This window comes from Paenibacillus puerhi (assembly GCF_009846885.1).
GTDB lineage: Bacteria > Bacillota > Bacilli > Paenibacillales > NBRC-103111 > Paenibacillus_G > Paenibacillus_G puerhi.
Map to the genome: position 1 here is coordinate 158,025 of NZ_WUWM01000013.1, position 24,898 is coordinate 182,922.

Here is a 24,898-nt window from a genome sequence, read left to right on the forward strand (position 1 = left end):
GAGTGAGTAGGGTAGGTGTCGAAAAAAGCGATTTGGACAGTAGGAATTGTTGTACTTATTGTAATTGTAATCGGAGTTTCGATCGTTTTTACCAACAATGCCGGAAAATCGACGGCCGTACAGGTCGTCACGGTCCAAGAAGGTCAGATCGTAAGAGAGGTATTCGCGAACGGCAAGCTGGAAGCCAAAGTAGCCAAGGAGCATTTTGCTGCCAGCTCGGGCATCATCGAGAAGGTGCATGTGAGCAAGGGAGCGTCGGTTAAGAAGGGCCAGGAATTACTGACCCTCGCCACCACCGACACGCAAGCCCAGCTCAAGCAGGAGAGGCAGCAGCTGGAGCTTAACGAGGCCGAGAAGCAGAAATTTATCAAGGATGACGAAAAATCGAGGAAGCAAACGTTCGAGGACATGAAAAAAGAAATGAGCGAAACCGGGGCATCGACAAGCCGTGACGCTCTGGGTGATAGCAGTGAAGCCGATGTGAGGCTGTTTGATTTAAAGATGAGCCATACGCGCTCCCGTATGGAGGAATTGCAAGCCAAACTCGAAAAAAGCCGGTTATTCGCAGATATTGACGGCGTGGTGACCGAAGTGCTTGTTAAAGAAGGACAAGAAGTTGCCCAGGGCACCTACGCGTTCAAGGTCACCAATGTCAGCCAATTGCAGGTGAAGGCGAATATGAGTGAAAACGACGTCAACCTGACCAAGGTGGGGATGGCGGTGGAGGTGACGGGGGAAGCCTTCACGACGAAATATCCCGGAATCATCACCGCCATTTCTCCGGTTGCTGTCCCGTCCGAGCTGGATGCGAAGGAAACGGTGGTGGAGGTGACGGTCGATCTGAAGGAGCAGGCAGAGGAACTGCGCCCGGGGTTCAAAACAACCGTACAAGTCACCGTACAGAATGCTCCGCGTCTGCTTGTCCCCTTAACGGCAGTCAAGCGGGAGGGCCAGAACGCATATGTATTTCGGGTGGCCGATCAAAAAGCGGTTAAAACGAGCATAAAGGTAGGGGAGGAGGACGACGAGCAGATCGAAGTGCTGGAAGGACTGCAGGCTAATGATTCGGTCATCAGCTCGCCGTCGCCGGACATGAAGGATGGCACCCGGGTGACAACCGGATGATTGAACTGGAGGGGATTTATAAAGTATATCGTAATGGAGCCCTGGAGGTTCAAGCCCTTAAGCCGACTAATCTGCTCGTGGAAAAGGGGGATTATGTGGCCATCATCGGCCCGTCGGGCTCGGGCAAGTCCACGTTGATGAATATTCTCGGTTGCCTGGATATCCCGAGCGGGGGCACCTACATGCTGGATAACGAAGAGGTACACTCGCTAACCGAGAAGGAATTGGCCAAGGTTCGTAACAAGAAGATCGGCTTTGTATTCCAGAACTTCAATCTGCTCCCGAGGCAAAGCGTTCAGCAAAATGTGGAGCTTCCGATGGTATATGGCGGGCTGCCATCGTCCGTTCGGGCACAGAGAGCTCAAAGTCTGCTGGAAAAGGTAGGTCTCGGCGCGCGTGTTCATCACAGGCCCAGCGAGCTGTCTGGCGGACAGAAGCAGCGGGTCGCGATCGCAAGGGCTCTGACTATGAATCCCTCGATATTGCTCGCAGATGAACCGACAGGCAACCTGGATCAGAAATCCTCGCATGAAATCATGGATTTGTTCACCCAATTGAATGAGGAAGGCTCAACCGTTATTGTCATTACGCATGAGATGGATATTGCCGAGCACGCCAAGCGAATTCTTCGTTTCGGCGACGGAGAAATCATCGAGGATCGCCGTAGAGGAAGTGATCGACTATGACTATATGGCAAAATCTTCAGATCTCGCTCGACAGCCTGCGGGTCAATAAGCTGAGATCCCTTCTGACGATGATCGGGATCGTAGTCGGAGTCGCTTCCGTCGTACTGGTCGTCTCCATCGGGCAAATCGGACGGGGCTCTGTCGTCTCCGAGCTTGCCAAATATTCCCCGGGCGTATTCTTCGTCACCCCCTCGTTCGGCACGACCTCTTCCACGGACCGGACTATGCTTTCGATGGATGACGCGAAGCAGGTCAACCGAATGGAAGGGGTAAGAATCGCCTCGGGATCGTTGAACCTGACGATGGAGTCGAAATCAAAAGGCGAGACGATTACATTCATGATGACAGGCGCGTCCGCCAACATCGTTCAATTTTACAACCTCAAGATGGAGGCGGGACGCTTCTTCACCGCCGGACAGCAAACCTCAAGACAAAAAGTGATCGTAGTCGAATCGGATTACGCCATACACGAATTCGGCTCCTCAGAGCAGGCTCTTCACCGGAAAGTGACCTTGGACAACAGCAAGTATGAAATCATTGGCGTGTTTAAATCCGACAAGTCGCTACTCGCAGGCTTAAGTGGCAAGAGCTACAGCGCGTATATGCCTTATGATTCGCTTCCTTTGCAGAAGAATAGCGCCAATAAGAAGATCGATACGCTTATGGTGATAGCTGATTCCGTCGATCCGGCCCAGAGCGATCTGGTCAGCAAAGCGGTAGTGAAGCACCTGAGCCGAGAAAATCAGGGTAAAGTGTCGGACTATGAGGTGCAGAAGGTGGAGGACTTCCAGCAAAGTCTGGATCTCATCTTCAATATGCTTCAGATCTTGATCGGCTCCATCGCCGGGATATCGCTGCTCGTCGGCGGTATAGGAGTCATGAACATTATGCTCGTATCCGTTACAGAGCGCACCAGGGAGATCGGGACGCGCAAAGCGATCGGAGCGACGCCGGGGTTGATTTTGCAGCAGTTTATGATGGAAGCGATCATTCTTTGCTTCATCGGCGGAGTCGTCGGCGTTCTGATCGGGGGACTCGGCTCCTTTGCCTTCTCCCTGCTTACAAGCTGGCCCTTCGTCATGTCGGCCTGGACGGTTGCCGTCGCATTCGGGTTCTCCGCCTCCGTCGGACTGTTCTTCGGCTGGTACCCGGCCAAAAAAGCGGCCAATATGCAGCCGATTGAATCCTTGCGGTACGAATAGCGGTTGCGCTTATCATGGTTATCGCCAAAATTATGATTCATAAGGGAGTGGCCGCCTGTGACAACTTTCTATCACGCCTGGTGTTCGAACGCGAATATTCTTTCTACGGCTAAAGTCCGGTTGTTCTGCTTCCCTTACGCTGGCGGAGGAGCTTCCGTATACCGGGACTGGACGGAGTTTTTCCATGAAGATATGGAGGTATGTCCGGTTCAGCTTCCGGGTCGCGAGAGCAGGTGGCAGGAGCCGCCGATGGCTGCGGTTCAGCAGATTGTCTCCGCCTTTATGGCTGAGATTGAGCCCTTACTGCATAAGCCCTTTGCATTCTTCGGCCACAGCATGGGGGCGATGATCGCCTATGAGGCGGCTCTGGCCGCACGGGAGCGATACGGCAAGCAGCCCGTCCATCTGTTTGTATCGGGGCAGTCCGCCCCCGGCTACCGGATGACCCGGAAGAACCGGTCGCATCTGCCTGATGCCGAGTTTAAGCTGGAGCTGCTCAGGATGAACGGAACGCCACCTGAAGTGCTGCAGCATGAGGAATTGATGGCCATGCTGATGCCCCGCATCCGGGCAGACTTTGCCGTCTGCGAGCAGTATATGCCTACGAAGGCGGCTCAACCGCTAACCTGCCCGATTACCGTGTTCGGGGGGACCGAGGATTACGAGGTAAGCCTCGAATCCTTGAAGGCGTGGCGGGAACGCAGTCTGGGCGAATTCGATCTTCATTTGCTGGAAGGCGACCATTTTTTCTTGAATACCGTCCGGGAACGGGGGCGTATTCTGCACGTCCTCCAAGACACCTTACTCCATACCGCCTCCATCACGGAACCCGTACATGTCCGAACGGGATAAGGTTCTGAGCATCTATGACGAAACCCTCAGGTAACAAGGATTTAACGCATAGATAAAATAAACCAATGGAGGATGAGGAGTCATGACTATTTTTGAACAATTGGAGTCCAATGTAAGATCGTATTGCAGAAGCTTTCCCATCATTTTCGACAAGGCAAAGGGGGATTTGTTATATTCCGACAAAGGCGGCGCCTACATTGATTTTTTCGCAGGAGCGGGTGCGCTGAATTATGGGCACAACAACGAGTACATAAAAGAACGAATCCTCGATTATTTGCATAGCGACCGGATCATGCACGGTCTCGACATGTATACGAAGGCTAAGGAAGACTTCATCGTAACCTTCTCCAGGCAGCTGCTGAACGCGAAAGGTCTGAATTACAAGCTGCAATTTACCGGTCCTACCGGGACGAATGCCGTCGAGGCCGCATTCAAGCTGGCTAGGAAGGTCAAGAAACGGACAGGAATCTTTGCTTTCATGGGCGCTTTCCACGGCATGTCACTCGGCAGCCTGGCGGCTACCAGCAATAAATCATCCCGCGCAGGAGCCGGAATCTCCTTAGACCAGGTCACGTTCATTCCCCATCCAAGCGGAAATTTTGGCGGCCTAGACTCCATTCAATACATGAGAGAAATATTAACGGATTCGCATTCCGGCATCGATAAGCCGGCTGCCTTTATTCTGGAAACCACGCAAGCGGAGGGCGGGATTTATACGCTGGGCGCTGAGTTTCTGATCAGCCTCCGGCAGCTGTGCACAGAGCATGATATCCTGCTTATTATCGACGATATTCAAGTAGGCTGCGGCCGAACCGGACCGTTCTTCTCCTTTGAGAAGGCCGGCATCATCCCGGACATGGTCGTACTTTCCAAGTCTATCAGCGGATACGGACTCCCTATGTCCCTGCTGCTGTTCAAGCCCGAGCTCGATCTTTGGGAGCCAGGCGAGCATAACGGCACATTCCGGGGCAATCAGCTCGCATTTGTTTCGGCGAAGGCCGCACTGGAGCTGCGTGAGCTAACAGGACTTGAGGAGCAAGTCTTTTATAAGGAAGCCTATGTGAAAGAATTTTTGGAGAAAGAGATCAAGCCTCTGCATCCCGACATTACGATTCGCGGGCTTGGCTTAATCTGGGGCATCGATGTGTCCGGCTTTGCCGATGAAGCAAAGGCCAAGCAGATTGCCGCCCGATGCTTTGAGAATGGTCTCGTTATCGAACGGGCCGGACGGAACGATACCGTCATCAAGCTGATGCCTCCGCTCACCGTATCTATGGAGAATCTGAAAACCGGCTGCGAGATTATCAAGCATTCCATGGAATATGCAATGGACACTTTGGAGCTGGTCGTAAATTAAGCTTCTGCCAGTTGGAGGTACTCACTTTGACAACACGTTCTACGGTATTTCGCCGGCTAATCCGTTATGTGCGGCCCTACTCCCATTGGGTCGCCATGACGGTGGCGGCATCGCTTGCAGTGGCAGCAATTGAAATTGTACTCGGCAAATTTCTGGAACGTATGGTTCAAAGCGGGGATCAGACCCCCGGCGAAATTGTTCTGCTCATCGCCGGAATGATCCTGATCGGCATGCCTTGCCGGTATCTGATCAAGTATGCGTCGGCCCAATTCAGCGTGAGGGCTCTTCGCGATATGCGCAACGAGCTGGTCCGCCGGATCGGCGATCTGCCCCTTCCCAGCGTGGAACGTAAGCTAACAGGGGATTTGATCTCCCGGCTGACCCAGGATACTGGGATCCTGCAAACCTTTTTTATCCAGCATTTTGCCAATCTGTTTTATTTGCCCGTCGTTTTTACCGGAGCCTTGATTATTCTGCTGCTCACGAGCTGGAAGCTGGTTCTCTCCAGCCTCGTGCTGCTGCCTCTGGGTATGGTGGTCGCGGGCTTGTTGACCAATTCCATGCAGTCCATCTCGGAGCAGGTGCAGACGAAATTTGGCAGGCTGAGCGCGATGGCGCAGGATTCGATCGCAGGTTTGTCCGTCATCAAAGCCTGCAATGCGCAGGCCCTGTTCGTCGAACGATACAGCAGCCTGATGAGGGAAGCGGTCCAACAAAGCTTGCGCCTTGAAAAACGCTATGCGGCGTTAGGCCCCATCGCGATTCTTTGTCTGACAGCGCCGGTCGTGTTTGTGATCGTATATGGCGGTCATCTGATTACGCTAGGCGAGCTGAACGCAGGCGGCATTATCCTATTTCTGTACCTGCTAGCCTTCGTGCTCCAGCCGGTCGGTAGCGCACCGGAGCTGATGGCGCGTATCCAGGAAGCTTCCGGAGCCGCCCGCCGTCTGTTCGAGGCGCTGGATTGGCCGACGGAAAGACAGGGCGAGAATCGGCATCAAGCCGGGCCCGACAGCGTCCCTGTCCTGCTTCACAATCTTACCTTCTCCTACGACGGGGAGCATAAGGTGCTGGACGGGATCAGCTTCCAGCTTCATAGAGAAGAGACGCTTGCGATCGTCGGCGCAAGCGGAGGAGGAAAAAGCACGCTCTTCAAACTGCTGTGCGGATTTTACGAGCCCGGGGAGACAGACGGGACCCTTCAGGTCTTCGGCCGTCCCTTGGCGGACTGGAACCTAGCGGAGCTTCGCACGCAGATCTCGGTAGTCTCCCAGGAGTCCTACTTGTTCCCGGCGACCGTGGCCGAGAACATCGGTTACGGCCGTCTGGACGCTACCCGTGACGAGATTGTAGCTGCCGCCCGTGCGGCAAACGCCCATGATTTTATCATGCAGCTGCCGGAGGGCTATGAGACCGTGCTGGGCGAACGGGGCGGCAACTTGTCCGGCGGGCAAAAGCAGAGAATCGCTGTCGCCCGTGCCTTCCTGAAGAAAGCTCCGCTGCTGCTGCTGGATGAGCCGACTTCTGCGCTGGATACGGTGTCGGAGGCGTACGTGCAGGCCGCATTGAAGCAACTGATGGCAGGACGTTCGGTTATCGTCATCGCACACAGGCTGTCAACCGTGCTGCAGGCAGACCGCATTCTTGTTTTCGATCAGGGGAAGATTGCCGAGAGCGGCACCCATGAGCAATTGATGCGGATGGACGGCGTGTATAAGAAGCTGTATGCCTATCAATTAGCCAAGGAACCTGAGCCGGAGACGGACAAGGATAAGGATGTGCGGGAAAGGGGGGCTTCCGTTGTCCTTGAAGCAGGCATTCTCTGATTTTAAGCAGCTCATGACCTTTATGGCGGCAAGAAAGCGGACGTATCTGATAGGCATGGTCGGCGACAGTCTGGTAAATGCGGGACTCGCTATCTTTATCTCCTTTGTGATCCGGTATTTGCTCGACTTCGCGGTCGGAGGCCAGAAGGATGATTTATTTTGGGCGATCGCTCTCATCAGCGGTTCCGTGCTGGCGGTCAGTCTGCTTTCGCCCCTATTTAACTACATGTACTTGCGCAGTATCAAGCTAACCCTGGCCGATATTCGGATGACCGTATTCCGCCATATCGGCAGCCTGTCTTATCGGGCGGCCGAGCGCCAGCATTCAGGCGACTTGCTTTCCCGAATGACCAATGACGTTCAAGCGATCGAACAGACGTACAACGAGCATCTGAAATCCATAGTCACGCAGGCGATCACCTTTGTCGGATCGATGGCCGTCTTATGCACGATTGATTGGCGCTTTGCACTTACGCTGCTTGTGCTCGGTCTGCTGGCCGTTCTCATCAATACAAGGTTTGCGGGACCCATGCGCCGAGTGAGCGACCAGCTCCAGAAGCAAATGGGGCAGTTGACCGAGAGAATGGGCGACCTGATTGCCGGCTTGCAGGTAGTCAAGCTGTTTGGGCTGAACGACAAGGTCGGCCGGCTGGCTACGGAGGCAAGCGAAGAAGTCGGCAAGTCGGGCATCCGGCAAGGCCATCAATCCGGGCTGCTGGAAGCAGGGAACTTCGCGATCCAGTTCCTGAGCATGGGCGGTATTCTGATCATTGGCTTGTTTCTGGTGGCACGCCAGCAGCTGGAGCTGGGCGCGCTCGGGCAGATCGTCCAGCTGCAGGGCAGCATTTCGCAAACGTTTCTGCAGCTTGGCGCTGCTGTGACGCTGATGCAAAATTCATTTGCCGGAGCGGCACGCATCCGCCAGCTGCTCGAGGAGCCGACAGAGCCGGCAGACGCATACGCAGCTGCCGATGCGAAGGCCGCTGAGGAGACTGAGAAGCAGGTCCTCGCCGTGGAGCTCGACGATATTTCATTCGGCTATGACGCGGAGCGGCATGTCCTCCATCATCTTTCGCTGTCCTTTGAGGCCGGTCGCGTGACGGCAATCGCAGGACCGAGTGGAGGGGGGAAGAGTACTATCCTGAAGCTGCTGCTTGGCTTTTATCCTCCCGACCAAGGGGAAATCCGCCTCTGGGGGAAGCGTGCAGGGGCTTATAAGCTTGCGGATATCCGGAATCTGATGTCCTATGTTCCTCAAGAAGCCTTCCTCTTTCAAGGGACGATAGCCGACAACATTCGGATGGGGCGTCAGGACGCTTCGATGGAAGAGCTAGAGCAAGCCGCAAGGGCCGCTTACGCCCATACCTTCATCACCGAGCTGCCTGACGGATACGAGACGGTGGTAGGCGAACGCGGGGCCAATCTCTCCGGCGGGCAGAGGCAGCGCATCTCCATAGCCAGAGCACTGCTCCGAAATTCGCCGATCCTGCTGCTGGACGAAGCCACTTCCGCGCTGGACCTCGAGTCGGAGTACGAGGTACAGCAGGCTCTGCAAGCGCTGATGAAAGGCCGCACAACCATTGTCATCGCTCATCGGCTGTCGACCATCGAGCATGCCGATCAGATCTGCGTCATTGCGGAGGGACGGCTCCAGGAGAAGGGGACCCATGAAGAGCTTCTCGCCAGTCGCGGACTGTATGCCAGACTATACGAGATGCAGTTTGATACGAGCCGGGTACTGGAGCCGGCGTAATTCGGGATGAAACGGAAAGCCTACAATTTAATACACATTAGACAGGAGCGTGCACTTAAGATGACTAGCGGGTTAACAAACAGCCCAAGCAAGCAACCGGAGCTGCTTCCTTTATCGCAGCCTCAGCAGCGTATATGGTACATGGACATTATGTATCCGGGCACATGTGTCTCTACGGTTACGGCTACGATTCGCATTCACGGCAGTTTCGACCGGCACCTCTGGAAACAAGCCGTCCACCATGTCATTGGCCGGCACGCTGCCTTCCGAATCCGACTAACTACAGTCGATGGCATGCCGAAGCAGTATATAGAAGAGCATGAAATCAAAGACTTTGAGCTAATAGATCTTTCTGATCAGGAAAACCCGGATCAGGCCGCTTTGGCATGGGTAAAGGCGCATCTCCGCAAGCCTATGCCGATGCTGGACACCGTGCTGTATGAGTTCGTGCTGCTGAAGCTGAGCGACGAAGAGCATTGGTATAACGTGAAGATGCATCATATTGCGACCGACGGCATCTCCATGAACATGATCCTCAACCAAATATCGGATGCCTATTCCTCCTATATGAAGGGAGAGGAGCCGGGAGACGCGGAGGCTCCTTCTTACCTTGATTTTCTGACGAACGAGGCCGATTACGAAGCGTCCGAACGGTATGAGAAGGATCAGGCCTATTGGCGCCAAAAATTCGAAAGCATGCCCGATCAGCTCGGGCTGAAAGCGTACAATCCCGTAACGATGAGCTCTGAAGCTGTCCGAGAAGCGGTGACGGTCGACGATGACGTATACGAAGGCGTTAAGCAATTTTGCGCCAAGCATCAATTAAGCCTGTTTACGTTTTTCTTAGCGGCTTTATACATATATCTGCACAAGGCAACGAACGAAAAGGACATTCCGATCGGTACGCTGTACGCCAACCGGACGACCAAGAAAGAAAAGGATATGCTCGGCATGTTCGTCAGCACGGTCGCTACCCGTGTCGAGGTGGAGCCGGAGGCGGAGCTGCTGTCGTTCGTACAGAAGGTGGCCAAGGAGCAATCCTCCATCCTGCGCCATCAAAGATATCCTTACAATAAAATTATTCAAGACCTGAGGGAGAGCCAGCGCAGCCAGGATATTCAGCGCTTGTTCGGGATTTCCATTCAATATCGCGCTTTGAGCTTTGCCGGCTTCGGAGATTCGGTCATGAAGGTATACAGCGATTTTTGCGGCGATACCGTGAATGACTTCGATATCCATATGGTCGAAATGGTAGACGAGAATAAGCTTGTTATGTTTCTGGACTACCGGATCGAGTTATTCAACGCGACCGAGATTACCCAAATCATCGAGCAATTCCTTGCCGTCGCGGGCCAAATGATCGAAAATCCTTATCAAAACATTCAGCAGCTGTCCCTCTTGGGCGACGAGGAACGAGAGCTCATCCTGAATGTCTTCAATAATACGACGGTCGATTATCCGCGTGAGCAAGCAATAGCAACGCTATTCGAAGAGCAAGCGCAGCGGACACCTGAACAAACGGCCGTCATCTGCGGGGACAGCCGTCTGACGTACCGGGAGTTGAATGAACGGTCGAACCGGCTTGCACGTACCTTGAGGGCGTTGGGAGTGGCCTCCGAGCAGCCGGTAGCTATTATGGCGGAACGCTCGATAGAAATGGTTGTCGGTATACTAGCTATTCTTAAGGCAGGAGGAGCGTATGTCCCTATCGACCCGGACTACCCGGAGGAGCGAATCCGTTTCCTGCTTGAGGACTCCCAGGCACAAGTGATGCTGGCAAGCGACCCGTCTATGATCCCGGCCGATTATGACGGTTCCATTCTGGATATGAAGGACGAGCGGATCTACAGCGGTGACGGCTCGAATCTGGAGCTGTCGAGCGCGCCCGATGCGCTGGCGTATGTCATCTATACGTCGGGGACAACCGGGAAGCCAAAGGGCGTCATGGTAGAGCACCGCAGCGTAGTAAGGCTTGTCAAGCATACGAACTACGTCAAGCTCGACGAGACGACCCGCATCCTGCAGACGGGCGCCATCGTATTCGATGCCTCGACCTTTGAAATCTGGGGAGCTCTGTTGAATGGCGGACAGCTGTATCTGGTCAGCAATGACGTTATCCTGAGCGCTGCCAATCTCAAGCAAGCGATCCGTCAATATGCGATCACCACCATGTGGCTGACCTCTCCGCTCTTCAACCAGCTGTCCCAGCAGGACAGCCGCATGTTCAGCGGTATGACTACGCTGCTCGTAGGCGGGGACGTGCTCTCAAGAACTCATATCAACCGGGTGCTCCGCGATAACCCGGGTCTGACGATCGTCAATGGCTATGGCCCGACGGAAAATACGACGTTCTCCACGACCTACCCCATCACGGTAGAGCAAACAGGCTCGGTGCCGATCGGGCGACCGATTGCCAATTCGACTGCTTATGTCGTAGACAGCTCCCTAAGGCTGCAGCCGGTTGGAGCATGGGGCGAGCTGCTGGTTGGCGGAGACGGGGTGGCGCGAGGTTACTTGAACCGGCCGGAGCTAACAACGGAGAAATTTATCGAAAGTCCGGTTCGGGCCGGCGAACGCTGCTACCGGACAGGCGACTGGGTTCGTTGGCTTCCCGACGGCACGCTGGAATATAAGGGCCGGATCGACGAACAAGTCAAAATTCGCGGATACCGCATCGAGCTGGGCGAAGTGGAAGCGCAGCTGCTAAAGGTGGAGGGCGTGCAAGAAGCGGTCGTTATTGCCCGCGAGGATGAGAACGGTCAGAAGTACTTATGCGCCTATTTCATGGCAGAGTCTGAGTTGAGCGCAGGCAAAGTAAGGAGCGAGCTCTCAAGCGAGCTCCCGGGGTACATGGTTCCGTCCTACTATGTACAGCTTGAGCGGATTCCACTGACCGCCAACGGCAAGGTAGACCGCAGAGCGCTACCGGCGCCTGAAGGCAGCGTCCAGGCTGGAGCGCCTTACGTGGAGGCCCGTTCCGCTGTGGAGCAGGCGCTAGTATCCGTCTGGCAATCCGTGCTGGGCGTCAGGACTATCGGCGTGCTGGATCATTTCTTTGAGCTGGGCGGCGATTCGATCAAGGCTATTCAAGTATCCTCCAGGTTGCTGCAGAACGGTTATAAGGTTGAAATGAGGGATATGTTTAAATATCCGACGGTAGCCGAACTGAGCGGATACGTACACCCGGTTACGCGCATGGCCGAGCAGGGTGAAGTAAGCGGGGCCGTCCAGCTGACGCCTATCCAGCACTGGTTCCTGGAGCGGCAGCCAGTCGATCCGCATCATTATAACCAAGCGATTATGGTTTGCCGGGAAAGCGGATTTGATGAGTCGGCGCTTCGTCTGACGCTGGATCGCCTGGTGCTTCACCATGACGCCCTGCGCATCGTGTATCGGCAGGCGGAAGGCGGAGCGATTGAGGGCTGGAATCGGGAGCCTTCGGAAGGCGAGTTTTACAGCCTGGAGGTAGTCGACTTCAGAGGCAACCCGGAGCCGGCCGCAGCGATTGAAGCGAAAGTGAACGACATCCAAGGCGGCTTATCGCTAAGTGAAGGCCCTCTCGTCAAGCTGGGTCTGTTCCGCTGCGACGATGGAGACCACTTGCTGCTCGTTATTCACCATATGGTCGTCGACGGCGTATCTTGGCGTATTTTGCTGGAGGATTTGTCAACCGGGTACGAGCAGGCCCTTCGGGGAGAGGCGATCCGGTTGCCTCATAAAACGGATTCCTTCCAGCTATGGGCCGACCGGCTCGCACGCTATGCGAATGAGGCGGATAGGAGTTCCGAGCGGGAGTACTGGCAGCATCTTCGGCAAGCCCCGATCGATCCGCTGCCTAAGGATTACGCGACGGAAGGACTAGACAACCCGCTGATCTCGGACAGCCGGCTAGTGACGGCGGGATGGAGCGCAGAGGAAACGGAGCAGCTGTTGAGACAGGCTCCACGTGCCTACAACACGGAAGTGAACGACCTGCTGCTCGCAGCCCTGGGTATCGCGCTTCGCAAGTGGACGGGGAATGAGCTTGCCCTTATTAACCTGGAAGGGCATGGAAGGGAAGACATTATAAAGGATGTCGATGTTACACGCACGGTAGGCTGGTTCACCAGCCAATATCCGGTTCTCCTTGATCTGGGAGCGGGTACGGAGGTAGCCGAGGGGATTAAGCGGGTCAAAGAAGGGCTGCGCCGTATTCCAGGAAAAGGGATGGGTTATGGGCTGCTCCGATATTTGACGGAGGATTCCTCACGGACTGTGTCATCGATTGAGCCCGAGGTCAGCTTTAACTATCTGGGGCAGTTCGACCAGGATCTGCGTAACAGCGAGCTTCGCTTCTCGCCTTATTCCAGCGGCGCCTCGGTTAGCGGCCGCATGGCCAGAAGATATGCGCTCGATCTGAACGGCATGATCACGGAGGGAGCCCTTCGGATCGATATCAGCTATAGCGCCACCACCTACCGCGAGGAGACGATCGAGAAGCTGGCCGGACTCCTGGAGGCGAGCCTTCGCGAGGTCATTGCTCACTGCGCAAATAAAGAGCAGCCCGAGCTGACGCCAAGCGACGTATTGATGAAGGGACTGTCCATGGAGCAGCTCGACGAGCTGATCGAGCGTACCCGGCCGATGGGCGAGCTGGAGGATATTTACCCGCTGACGCCTATGCAGAAGGGGATGCTGTTCCACAGCTTGATGGAGCCGCACTCGGGGGCTTATTTCGAGCAGGCGACCTTCGAGCTGAAGGGAAGCTTCCATGTGGAGAAGTTCCGGAAGAGTCTGGAACTGCTGGTCGGCCGTCATCCTATTTTGCGGACGAATTATTACAGCGGATGGCATGAACAGCCTCTGCAGATCGTGTATACCCAGAAGCCAGCCGGCTTCGGCTGCGAGGACCTTCGCGGGCTGGACGCGACTGCGCGGCAGTCTTATATCGAGGCCTTCGTGCGTGAAGACAAGGCCAGAGGCTTTGATCTTGCGCATGACCTGCTGATGCGCGTCGCCGTTCTACAAACCCGTGATGACGCTTATCAGTTCGTCTGGAGCTTTCATCATATCATCATGGACGGCTGGTGCCTGGCCCTGGTGACGAGCGAAGTGTTCCAAACCTACTTTGCGCTGGTCGAGCAGAGGCAGCCCGAGACTGCCGCAGTCCCTACTTACGGCCAGTATCTGGAATGGCTGGAGCGTCAGGACACCGCTCAAGCGGCGGACTACTGGAGTCGATATGTGGAAGGGTTCGAGCATCAAACCAGCCTGCCGCAAGAACGCAAGGCGGACGGGTACGAGGCGGACAAGCTGTCCTTCGCCCTTGGGCAAGAGCTGACAGGACGGATTCACAGAGCTGCCAAGCAGCATCAAGTTACCGTCAATACTTGGCTTCAGGCGGCTTGGGGCATTGTGCTTCAGAAATACAACAACCAGGAAGACGTCGTATTCGGAAGCGTTGTGTCAGGCCGTCCGTCCGATCTGCCTGGCGTCGATCGGATGCTTGGGTTGTTTATCAACACGATTCCCGTAAGGATACAGGGCGGAGCCCAGGAGTCCTTTGCCGATTTGCTGCGCAAAACGCAAGAGCAGGCACTGGCTTCGACCGCCTATGAAACGTATCCGCTGTACGAGATTCAGGCGCTCACCGAGCAGAAGCAAAACCTGGTCAACCATATTATCGTATTCGAAAACTATCCGGTGGAACAAAAGCTGGAGCGGATGGGAGAGCGTGCCGAAGACAGCTTCAGCATCTCTCAAGTGTCGATGTCGGAGCAGACGAACTATCACTTTAACATCACGGTCATCCCCGGCGACAACATCGGCATTCATTTCGAATATAATGCACGGGCTTATGACCCGGCGAGCATCGAGCAGATCCGAGGACATCTGATCCGTGTGCTGGAGCAGGCTGCGGACAACCCGGAGATTCGGATCGGGGAGCTGGAGCTGGTGACTTCCGAGGAGAAGTTGCTGATTCTGGATCACTTCGTAGGCCCGGCTGTGCCTCAGCTGAGCATGCCCGAGGATTTGTTCCTTGCTCAGTTCCACAAGCATGCGCTGACGGCCCCGGAGCATCCGGCCGTCATCTTCAGGGACGCCCAATTGTCTTACCGGGAGCTGAACGAGCAGTCGAACAGTCTGGCAAGGACGCTGCAAGCAAAAGGAATCCGCAAGGAATCCGTCGTCGCTATACTGGCCGACCGCTCGACGGATCTGCTGGTCGCCGTACTGGCCGTCTGGAAAGCGGGCGGCGCCTACGTGCCTATCGACCCCGATTATCCGGCTGATCGCATATCGTTCATGCTGCAGGACTCCGGCTCCTCGGTGCTGCTGACCCAAACTCATCTGCTGGAGCGCGTGCGTCAGCTGTCGGCGGAGTGCGAGCTGGGATCAGTGCTTAGTCTGGATGACGCCGCCTCCTTTGACAAGGATACATCCGACGTTCCGCTCGGGCATGAGCCGGGAGATCTGGCCTATGTCATCTACACGTCGGGTACGACAGGCCGCCCGAAGGGTGTCATGATCGAGCACGGAAGCTTCGCCAATACGGCGGAAGCTTACCGACGGGAATATCGGCTTGACCAAGAGCCGGTCAGGGTGCTGCAGCTTGCCAGCTTCTCGTTCGACGTATTCGTCGGCGATATAGCCCGCGCGCTGTACAATGGCGGAACGATGGTCATCTGCCCGAAGGAAGACCGCATCGATCCCGAGCGTCTGTATGGCTGGCTTGAGCATAGCCGGATTACGGTATTGGAATCGACGCCGGCGCTGATCGTTCCGTTCATGCAGCATGTGTGGGAGCATGATCTCCGGCTCAGCTCGCTCCGGCTCCTGATTACAAGCTCGGACAGCTGCAGCGTGACGGATTATCGGACGCTGCAGGAGCGGTTCGGCTCGCAATTCCGCATCATGAACGCTTATGGCGTGACGGAAGCGGCTATCGATTCCAGCTTCTACGACGAACCGCTTGCCCAATTGCCCGAGACGGGGAATGTGCCGATCGGCCAGGCTTGGCTGAATGCCCGATTCTATATCGTGGATGCCAGCCTGAAGCCCGTACCCGTGGGCGTGCCTGGGGAGCTGTGCATCGGCGGCCCTGGCGTAGCGCGCGGATACTTGAACCGTCCCGACCTGACCGCGGAGAAGTTTGTCCCGAATCCGTATGTGGAGGGAGAACGTCTATACCGGACAGGGGACCTGGCCCGTTGGATGAAGGACGGCAATGTGGACTTTATCGGCCGTATCGACAACCAGGTTCAGCTGCGCGGTTACCGGATTGAGCTTGGGGAAATCGAGACGACGATGCAGCGGTTCGCCGGCGTCCGCCAGGCCGTCGTCATCGATCGCAAGGATGAGAGAGGCCATATCTACCTCTGCGGCTATGCGGCTGCAGACGAGTCGCTGGATCTGGCCAAGCTGCAGGCTTATCTGGAGCAAACCCTCCCCTCGCATATGGTACCGTCCCGCTTGATGCGTCTGGACCGGATGCCTCTGACACCGAACGGCAAGCTGGACCGGAAGGCGCTGCCGGTGCCCGAGCATACCGGGACGTCCGATCAGGCGTATGCAGCGCCCCGAACCGAAGCCGAGCATATCTTGGCTTCCGTGTGGCAAGCGGTGCTTGACGTGGAGAAGGTTGGGATTCAGGATAATTTCTTCGCCCTTGGCGGGGATTCGATCAAAGCTCTCCAGGTTTCTTCAAGGCTGCTTCAGGCCGGCTACAAGCTGGTGATGAAGGATCTGTTCGACTATCCGACGATTGCGGCGCTCAGCCCGCTTCTTCAAGCGTCGGCGAGGTTGGCTAGTCAAGAGACGGTCATAGGAGTCGTCGAGCTCACGCCGATCCAGCGGTGGTTCTTCGAGCAGAATCCGGCGGATCTGCATCACAGCAACCAATCGGTCATGCTGTATCGGAGAGCCGGCTTTGAGGAAACGGCGCTGCGGCTGGCGATGAAAAAAATCGCCGAGCATCATGATGCGCTGAGAACGGTATTCCGCCCATCGGAGCAGGGCTATACCGCCTGGAACCGGGGTATGGACGAAGGCGAGCCGTTTAGCCTGGACGTCTTTGACTTGACTGCGGAGAAGGAGCCTGCAGATCGCATCGAGTCTATAGCATCCTCTATTCAGGCAGGCATCGACCTCCAGGAAGGCCCGTTGATGAAGCTCGGTTTATTCCGCTGCGAGGAAGGCGATCATCTGTTAATTGTCGTCCATCATCTGGTCGTGGACGGCGTATCATGGCGTATTTTATTTGAGGATCTGGCAGCTGCTTATGAGCAGGCGCTTAACGGCCAGCCTGTACGGCTGCCGCAGAAGACCGATTCATTCCAGACCTGGGCGCAGCAGCTCGTTCACTACACGAGCCGTCCCGAGGCTGAGCAGGAGTCGATGTACTGGCGTGAGATCGAGCAGGCAGGTCATGCCAAGCTGCCAAAAGATTACGAAGGCGGACGCGCTCTCCTCAAGGACAGCGATGTCGTCACCGTAAGCTGGACGCCGGAGGAGACCGGTCAGCTGCTGAAGGAAGCGCATCGCGCTTACCGCACGGACATCAACGATTTGCTGCTCGCCGCGCTCGGGACAGCCGTTCATGCCTGGTCTGGCCTGGAGACAGTGCTTGTCAACCTGGAGGGCCATGGCCGGGAGGACATCGTCCCGGATGTCGATATCACCCGTACCGTAGGCTGGTTTACGAGCCAGTTCCCGGTCCTGCTCTCGTTGCGGGAGGACGAGCCGCTGGCGCAGCGGATTAAGAGCGTGAAGGAAAGCCTGAGACGTATTCCGAATAAAGGGATCGGCTATGGCCTGTTCAGATATATGTCCGACGGAGAGAAGAGCTCTTCGCTTGCGTCGGAGCCGGAAATTAATTTCAACTACTTGGGTCAATTCGACCAGGATTATAAGAGCAGCGGTCTGGAGCCGTCTCCTTATTCGACGGGCGGGGACGTCAGCGGGCGAGCGGCGATGGATTTTGCCCTGGATCTCAATGGGGTCGTCGCAGATGGCTCCCTCGCATTCACGATCCGGTATGGCACGACCCAATATCGGCGGGAGACCGTGGAACGGCTCGGCAGCCTGCTGCACGCAAGCTTGCAGGATATCTTGGCCCATTGCGTGAGCAAGGAGCAATCGGAGCTTACCCCGAGCGATGTCAAGCTGGCCGGCGTAACGACGGACGAGCTGGAACGCCTGATCGGGCAAACCCGCGCGCTTGGCGAGCTGGAGAATGTATACGCCCTTTCACCGATGCAGAAGGGCATGCTGTTCCACAGCCTGATGGATCCGAAGCTCGGCGCATACTTCGAACAAGCGACCTTCGACTTGAAGGGAAGCTTCGATGTCGCGGCGTTCAAGCAAAGTCTGGATTCGCTCGTACAGCGGCATGAAGCTCTGCGGACTAATGTATACGGGCAATGGAAGGATGAGCCGGTACAAGTCGTGTTCCGCAGCCGGAAAGGCGTGCTGCTCTATGAGGATTTGCGCGAGCGCGCTTGGAGTGAGCAGGAAAGACAAGACTACGCCGAAGCCTACGCGCTTCAGGATAAGGAGAAGGGCTTCGACCTCGAACGCGAATCGCTGATGCGCGTTTCGGTCCTGCGCTTAAGCGACGATCATTACCGGTTCGTCTGGAGCTTCCATCATATGATCATGGACGGCTGGTGCATGTCGCTGGTCACGAAGGAAGTATTCGACAATTACTTCGCTCTTGTCGCGCAAGGGAAGCATCAGCTGCTGGAGCCGGTTCCGTACAGCAAGTTCATCGACTGGCTGGGCAAGCAGCGGGAGGAAGACGCAGCCGCCTATTGGAAGAGCTACCTGCACGATTTCGAGCAGCATACGGTTCTTCCGGCAGGAGGCGCAGCGGGCTCGGCGGGCACTGTCGTCGGCTATGAGTCCGCCCGGATGGAGTTTGGCCTCGGCGAACAGCTGACACGCGAGATCGAACAGACGGCCAAGCTTCACCAAGTGACCGTCAATACGCTGATCCAAGCGGTATGGGGCGTGATCCTGCAGCGGTACAACCATCACGATGACGTCGTCTTTGGCGGAGTCGTATCGGGAAGACCTGCGGAAATTCCAGGCGTGGAGAGCATCGTCGGATTATTTATCAATACGATCCCGGTACGCGTTCGCGCGGAGTCAGGCGACACGCTGGCTTCACTGATGCGCAGGCTTCAAGAACAGGCGCTCGAGTCGCGGATCTACGAAACGTATCCGCTCTACGAGATCCAAGGTTTAAGCGGACAGAAGCAAGCGCTGTTCAGCCATATCCTGGCCTTCGAAAACTATCCGGTCGAGCAGGAAGTGGAGCAGGTCGGCCAGGATGGGGATCATCGATTTGCGATATCGAACGTGCAGACGACCGAGCAAACCAATTATGACTTCAACTTGATCGTGATGCCGGGCAAGGAAATTCTCGTTCGCATTTCGTACAATGGGCTAGCTTTCGAAGAGGCGGATATTGTCCGCATCAAAGGGCATTTCCAGTACGCAATCGAGCAATGCACGGCCAATCCGCTGCTGGCTGTAGATGACCTGGAGCTGGTGACAGAGGAGGAACGGGATCAGCTTGTCCGCCAGTTCAACCCGCTCGTATCGGATTATCCGCGCGAAAAGACGCTTCATGAGCTGTTCGAGGAGCAGGCCGAGCGGATGCCGGAGCAGCCAGCAGTCGTCTTCGATGGCGCAGGATTGACCTATCGCGAGCTGAATGAAAGGGCGAACCGGCTTGCCCGCACGCTTCGCGCGCAGGGAGTAGACACGGAGGATTTCGTAGGCTTGATGACCGAACGGTCTCCGGAGATGATTGTGGGCATTCTCGCTATATTAAAAGCCGGAGCCGCCTACGTGCCGATCGACCCGGAATATCCGGAGGAGCGGATCAGCCTCTTGCTTGAGGACTCTGGTGCCAAGCTGCTGCTCGTCCAGGAGCATCTTCAGGCGAAAGTCTCGTACAGCGGACAAAGGCTGCTGCTTGATGCTGAAAGCTCCTATGCGGAGGACGGGTCGAATTTGGAAGTGCAGGCAGTCTCGGAACAATTGGCCTATGTCATCTACACCTCCGGAACGACGGGCACGCCGAAGGGCAACCTGACCACACACCGGAATATCGTTCGAGTCGTCAGGGATACGAATTATATCGAAATCGGCAGTTCGGATATTGTGCTTCAGCTGTCGAGCTATGCGTTCGACGGTTCTACCTTCGATATCTTCGGCGCGTTGCTGAACGGGGCCAAGCTGGTCCTCGTGTCCAAAGAAACCTTCCTGGATATGGAAAAGCTAGCGGTCCTGATCGAACAAGAGCGAATCTCCGTCATGTTCATTACGACGGCGCTGTTCAACGTACTGGTCGACGTGAAGGCCGGAGCCTTGAGTACGGTTCGCAAAGTGCTGTTCGGAGGAGAACGGGCCTCGGTACCGCATGTGAGGAGAGCTCTGCGCGAGCTTGGGCCGGGTAAGCTGGTCAACGTATACGGTCCGACGGAAACGACCGTGTTCGCCACCTATCAGCCGGTAGACGAACTGGAGGAGCATGCGGCCGGATTGCCGATCGGCAGACCTATCAGCCATACGGCGGCCTATATCGTAGGGGCTGGCGGCAAGCTGAATCCGATAGGGGTTCCCGGCGAGCTTTGGTTGTCCGGCGACGGCGTCGCCCGCGGGTATCTGAACCGGCCGGAAGCTACCGCCGAGAAATTCATGGACAATCCGTTTGCCCCTGGCGAGCGGATGTACCGGACCGGCGATCTGGCCAGATGGCTGCCGGACGGAAGAATCGAGTTTATGGGCCGGATCGACGACCAGGTAAAAATCCGCGGCTACCGCATCGAGCTAGGGGAAGTGGAAACCCGTCTGCTTAAGCTCGATGGCGTAGAGGAAGCGATTGTCCTGGCTCGGGAAGACGACAGCGGTCAGAAGCACTTATGCGCCTATTACGTCTCGGACAAAGATTTGGGCGCATCCGAGCTGCGCAGGCTGCTGGGGCAGGAGCTGCCCGGTTATATGGTGCCGTCGTATTTTGTTTGCCTGCAAGAGCTGCCTCTGACCGTCAATGGGAAGGTGGACCGCAGGGCGCTGCCTGCACCCGAAGGCGAGCTCCATACCGGCAGCGAATATGCGGCTCCGAGGACGGCAGCGGAGCACGCGCTTGCTTCCGTGTGGCAAAGCGTATTAGGAGCGAAACGAGTGGGGATTCGCGACAACTTCTTCGAGCTTGGCGGCGATTCGATCAAGTCGATCCAAGTGTCCTCCCGGCTGCTGCAGGCGGGATACCGGGTGCAGATGAAGGATATGTTCCAATATCCGACCATAGAAGAGCTGAGCCCACATCTGACCGCGGCGAGCAGAACGGCTTACCAGGGCGAGGTTCAGGGCGCTCAGGAGCTTACGCCGATTATGCATTGGTTCTTCGAGCAGCAGCAGGCGGAGCCGCATCATTTTAATCAGGCCGTCATGCTGTATCGGGAGCAAGGCTTTGAGGAGAGGGCGCTTCGCCAGACGGTGAAAAAGCTTGCCGAGCATCATGATATCCTTCGGCTTGTCATTCGTACCGACGCCGGCCAAGCCGAAGCTTCCATACGAAGCGCAAGCGAGGGCGAGTTATACACGCTGGATGTCCATGACTTCACGGCTGAATCCGATTGCCTACTTGCCATCGAGCGCGAAGCGAACAGCATCCAAAGCGGCATGAGCCTGGAGACCGGACCGCTGCTGAAGCTGGGACTGTTCCGCTGCGCGGACGGCGACCACCTCTTGATCGCCATTCATCATTTGGCGGTGGATGGGGTGTCGTGGCGCATTCTGTTCGAGGACTTGTCCGAGGGCTATGAGCAGGCATTGAAGGGACAGAGTATCCGGCTGCCGCATAAAACGGATTCGTTCCAGACCTGGGGAACAGAGCTTCAAACGTATGCTCTTGGCGCCGGCTTAGCCAGCGAGCGCGACTACTGGAAGCGGATCGAAGCTATCCGATTCGAAGAGCTGCCGCGTGATCATGATCCGAGCGGCGAACCAACTCTGGAGCTCAGCGAAACCGTTCAGGTGACATGGACAAGCGAGGAAACGGAGCAGCTGTTGAAGCATGCGAACCGGGCCTATACGACGGAGGTCAATGACTTGCTGCTTACCGCGCTTGGATTGGCCGTCCAGCGGTGGTCCGGCCTGGAGAACCTGCTTGTGAACCTGGAGGGTCACGGCAGGGAGCCGATTGTAGAGGGCGTGGACATCACCCGCACCGTGGGATGGTTTACGAGCCAGTTCCCGGTTGTGCTCGATATGGGAGCGGAAAAATCCATAGCCGAGCATATTACGACGGTCAAGGAAGGGCTGCGGCAAATCCCGAACAAAGGGATCGGTTACGGCATCTTGAAATACTTGGCTCCGGGAAGCAAAGAGGAATTTGTGGCCGAGCCGCAAATCAGCTTCAACTACTTGGGACAATTCGATCAGGATCTGGAGCGCAGCGGCATGAGGTTCTCCTCTTATCCGATCGGGGACGCCGTCAGCCCGCAGACCATCCTCAAGTATGCGCTCGATGTGAGCGGTATGGTTGCAGGCAGCGAGCTGGAGCTGACGATTCGTTATCAAGGAACGGCTTATAAACGCGAAACGATCGAGAAGCTGGCGTCCTTGCTGCAAGCGAGTCTGCGGGAAGTAATCCAGCATTGCGTAGTGCAGGAACAGATCAAGCTCACGCCGAGCGATGTGCTGCTGAAGGGACTGACGATGGAGCAGTTGGAGCGGATTGCCGAGCAAACCAGGTTCAACGGAAAGCTCGAGAACGTATACGCCCTGACCCCGCTGCAAAAAGGGATGCTGTTCCATAGCTTGATGGAGCCGAACTCTTCTTCCTACTTTGAACAGATGACGTTCCAGTTGGATGGAGAGCTTCAGATCGAAGCGTTCAAGCAGAGTCTGGATCTGCTGATTAGAAGGCATCATATTCTCCGGACGAATTTCCTCGTCGGATTCGGAGATCAGCCGGTTCAGGTCGTGTCTGAGGGCAGGGAGGCCGACTTTACTTACAAGGATCTGCGCCATCTCGAGCCGTCAGCCCGCGAAGCGGAAGCTGCTGCCTACATGAAGAAGGACAAGGAGCAAGGCTTCGATCTGAGCCATGGAGCGCTGATGCGGGTAGCCGTCCTGCAGACGGACGACCGATCGTACCGGTTCGTCTGGAGCTTCCATCATATTCTAATGGACGGCTGGTGCTTGTCTCTGATGACGGGAGAAGTCTTCCAAAGCTACCTGGACCTTCGCAAGAACAAACAGCCTGAACTTTCGCCAGTGACGCCATACAGTCAATACATCGAATGGCTGGAGCGACAAAGCAAGGAGGAGGCGCAAGCGTACTGGAGCGCCTATCTGGATGGCTATGAGCAGCAAACGCTGCTGCCCGGAGCCGCAGCCAAGGGGAAATTCGATGCTTACGCACCGTCCAAGCTTATCGGCTTGCTGAGCAAGGAACTGACCGACGGGATCAGTCTGGCTGCCAAGCGGTATCAGGTTACGCTCCATACGTTGATGCAAACCGCCTGGGGTCTTGTTCTCCAGCATTACAACAACAGCACCGATGTCGTGTTCGGCAGCGTCGTATCCGGCCGTCCCGCCGATATTCCGGGCGTGGAGAGCATCATCGGCCTGTTTATCAACACCATACCGGTCCGCGTGCAGAACGGGCTGGACGAAAGCTTTGCCGAGGTCATGACGCGACATCAGGAGCAAGCTCTGTTGTCACATGCTTATGACACGTATCCGTTGTTCGACATTCAGTCCTTGACGGAGCAAAAGCAGAGCCTGATCAGCCATATTATGGTGTTCGAAAACTATCCGGTTGAACAGCAGGTTGAGCAATTGGGCGCTGAAGGAGACGATGGGGTCTTCACGATTGCGAATGCCTCGCTCTCCGAGCAAACGAATTACGACTTTAACCTGATTGTCCTGCCTGGCGAGCAGCTGCGTATCGACTTTGAATATAACGCTCATGTATTCGACCTGGAGATCATGGAGCAGATGCAGGGGCACTTCCTGCGTATATTGGAGCCAATCGCAGCCAAGCCCGATGTCTTGATCCGTGAACTGGAGCTGATCACTCCGCAGGAGAAGGAGCTGATCCTGCACGGGTTCAACGACACCGCGGCAGACTATCCGCGGGAGAAGACGATTTACGGCTTGTTCGAGGAACAGGCGCAGCGGACGCCGGAGCAGATCGCGGTGCGTTTCGAGGACGAGCAGCTGACCTATCGCGAGCTGAACGAGCGGGCGAACCGGCTGGCGCGTACCTTGAGAGCCGAAGGCGTGAAGCCCGGGGACATGGTCGCCGTGCTGACCGAGAGGTCGTTGGAGATGCTCGTCGGCATCTACGCGATCCTCAAGGCCGGCGGGGCGTACGTACCGATCGATCCGGACTATCCGGAGGAGCGGATCCGCTTCATCGCCGAGGACTCAGGCGCTAGGCTACTGCTCGGGCAGGAGCGCCTGCTCTCGCGCGTGCCGGCCGATCTGGAGCTGAGCGGCTTGAAGCGGCTCAGCCTGAACGACGCGGCGGTGTACGACGCCGACGGGTCCGATCTGGAGCCGGCCGCCGGGCCGCAGGACGTGGCTTACGTGATCTACACGTCCGGCTCGACGGGCAAGCCGAAGGGCGTCATGATTGAGCATCATTCGGTGCTCAACCGCATCCTGTGGATGCACGAACGCTATCCGATCGGCGCAAGCGACGTAATCCTGCAGAAGACGGCGTTCACCTTCGACGTATCGGTGTGGGAGCTGTTCTGGTGGGCGATGGTCGGTGCGAGCGTCTGCCTGCTGACGCCGGGAGGCGAGAAGAGCCCCGAGCGCATCCGGGAGACGATCCGTCGCTATGGCGTGACGACGATGCACTTCGTGCCTGCGATGCTGCACGCGTTCCTCGAGGACGCGGAGCAGCAGCCGGAGCGGCTGCTCGCCGAGCAGCTCGGCACGCTGAGCCACGTCTTCGCCAGCGGCGAAGCATTGCCGCCGCAGCATGTGGCGCGCTTCCAGCAGACGGTGGCCTGGATCAACCGCTGCCGTCTGATCAACCTGTACGGCCCGACGGAGGCGACGGTCGACGTCTCGTACTTCGACTG

Annotated in this window: 8 protein-coding genes; all 8 read left to right on the forward strand. The window is 56.5% G+C overall.

Features of this window, described 5'->3' with window-relative positions; genetic code table 11:
• The first annotated feature begins 15 nt into the window (after window positions 1-15).
• Window positions 16-1,125 (forward strand): efflux RND transporter periplasmic adaptor subunit, encoded by a 1,110-nt coding sequence (locus GSF01_RS13980; RefSeq protein WP_159884972.1) that lies wholly within the window; start codon window positions 16-18, stop codon window positions 1,123-1,125.
• Window positions 1,122-1,811 (forward strand): ABC transporter ATP-binding protein, encoded by a 690-nt coding sequence (locus GSF01_RS13985; protein ID WP_159884974.1) that lies wholly within the window; start codon window positions 1,122-1,124, stop codon window positions 1,809-1,811. The genes GSF01_RS13980 and GSF01_RS13985 overlap by 4 nt, the downstream gene beginning before the upstream one ends.
• Window positions 1,808-3,013 carry an ABC transporter permease gene (locus GSF01_RS13990; RefSeq protein WP_159884976.1) on the forward strand — a complete coding sequence of 402 codons (1,206 nt, stop codon included), beginning with the start codon at window positions 1,808-1,810 and terminating at the stop codon, window positions 3,011-3,013. Before GSF01_RS13985 ends, GSF01_RS13990 begins: the two co-directional genes overlap by 4 nt.
• Window positions 3,014-3,070: 57 nt before the next feature.
• A complete protein-coding gene (locus GSF01_RS13995) occupies window positions 3,071-3,865 on the forward strand; it encodes a thioesterase II family protein (protein ID WP_159884978.1) in 795 nt (264 codons plus the stop codon).
• Window positions 3,866-3,947: 82 nt separating this feature from the next.
• On the forward strand, window positions 3,948-5,222 hold the full coding sequence (ectB, locus tag GSF01_RS14000) for a diaminobutyrate--2-oxoglutarate transaminase (protein ID WP_159884980.1): 1,275 nt from the start codon (window positions 3,948-3,950) through the stop codon (window positions 5,220-5,222).
• A gap of 26 nt (window positions 5,223-5,248) precedes the next feature.
• Window positions 5,249-7,048 (forward strand): ABC transporter ATP-binding protein, encoded by a 1,800-nt coding sequence (locus tag GSF01_RS14005; RefSeq protein ID WP_235941487.1) that lies wholly within the window; start codon window positions 5,249-5,251, stop codon window positions 7,046-7,048.
• Window positions 7,023-8,801 (forward strand): ABC transporter ATP-binding protein, encoded by a 1,779-nt coding sequence (locus tag GSF01_RS14010; RefSeq protein ID WP_159884982.1) that lies wholly within the window; start codon window positions 7,023-7,025, stop codon window positions 8,799-8,801. The genes GSF01_RS14005 and GSF01_RS14010 overlap by 26 nt, the downstream gene beginning before the upstream one ends.
• 60 nt (window positions 8,802-8,861) lie before the next feature.
• On the forward strand, window positions 8,862-24,898 hold a 16,037-nt coding region (locus GSF01_RS14015; protein ID WP_159884984.1), incomplete at its 3' end, for a non-ribosomal peptide synthetase.

Bases quoted from the DNA above. Each gene is read 5' to 3' on its own strand.
- GSF01_RS13985 (WP_159884974.1), top strand. From the start codon at position 1,122: ATGATTGAACTGGAGGGGATTTATAAAGTATATCGTAATGGAGCCCTG.
- GSF01_RS13990 (WP_159884976.1), top strand. From the start codon at position 1,808: ATGACTATATGGCAAAATCTTCAGATCTCGCTCGACAGCCTGCGGGTC.
- ectB (WP_159884980.1), top strand. From the start codon at position 3,948: ATGACTATTTTTGAACAATTGGAGTCCAATGTAAGATCGTATTGCAGA.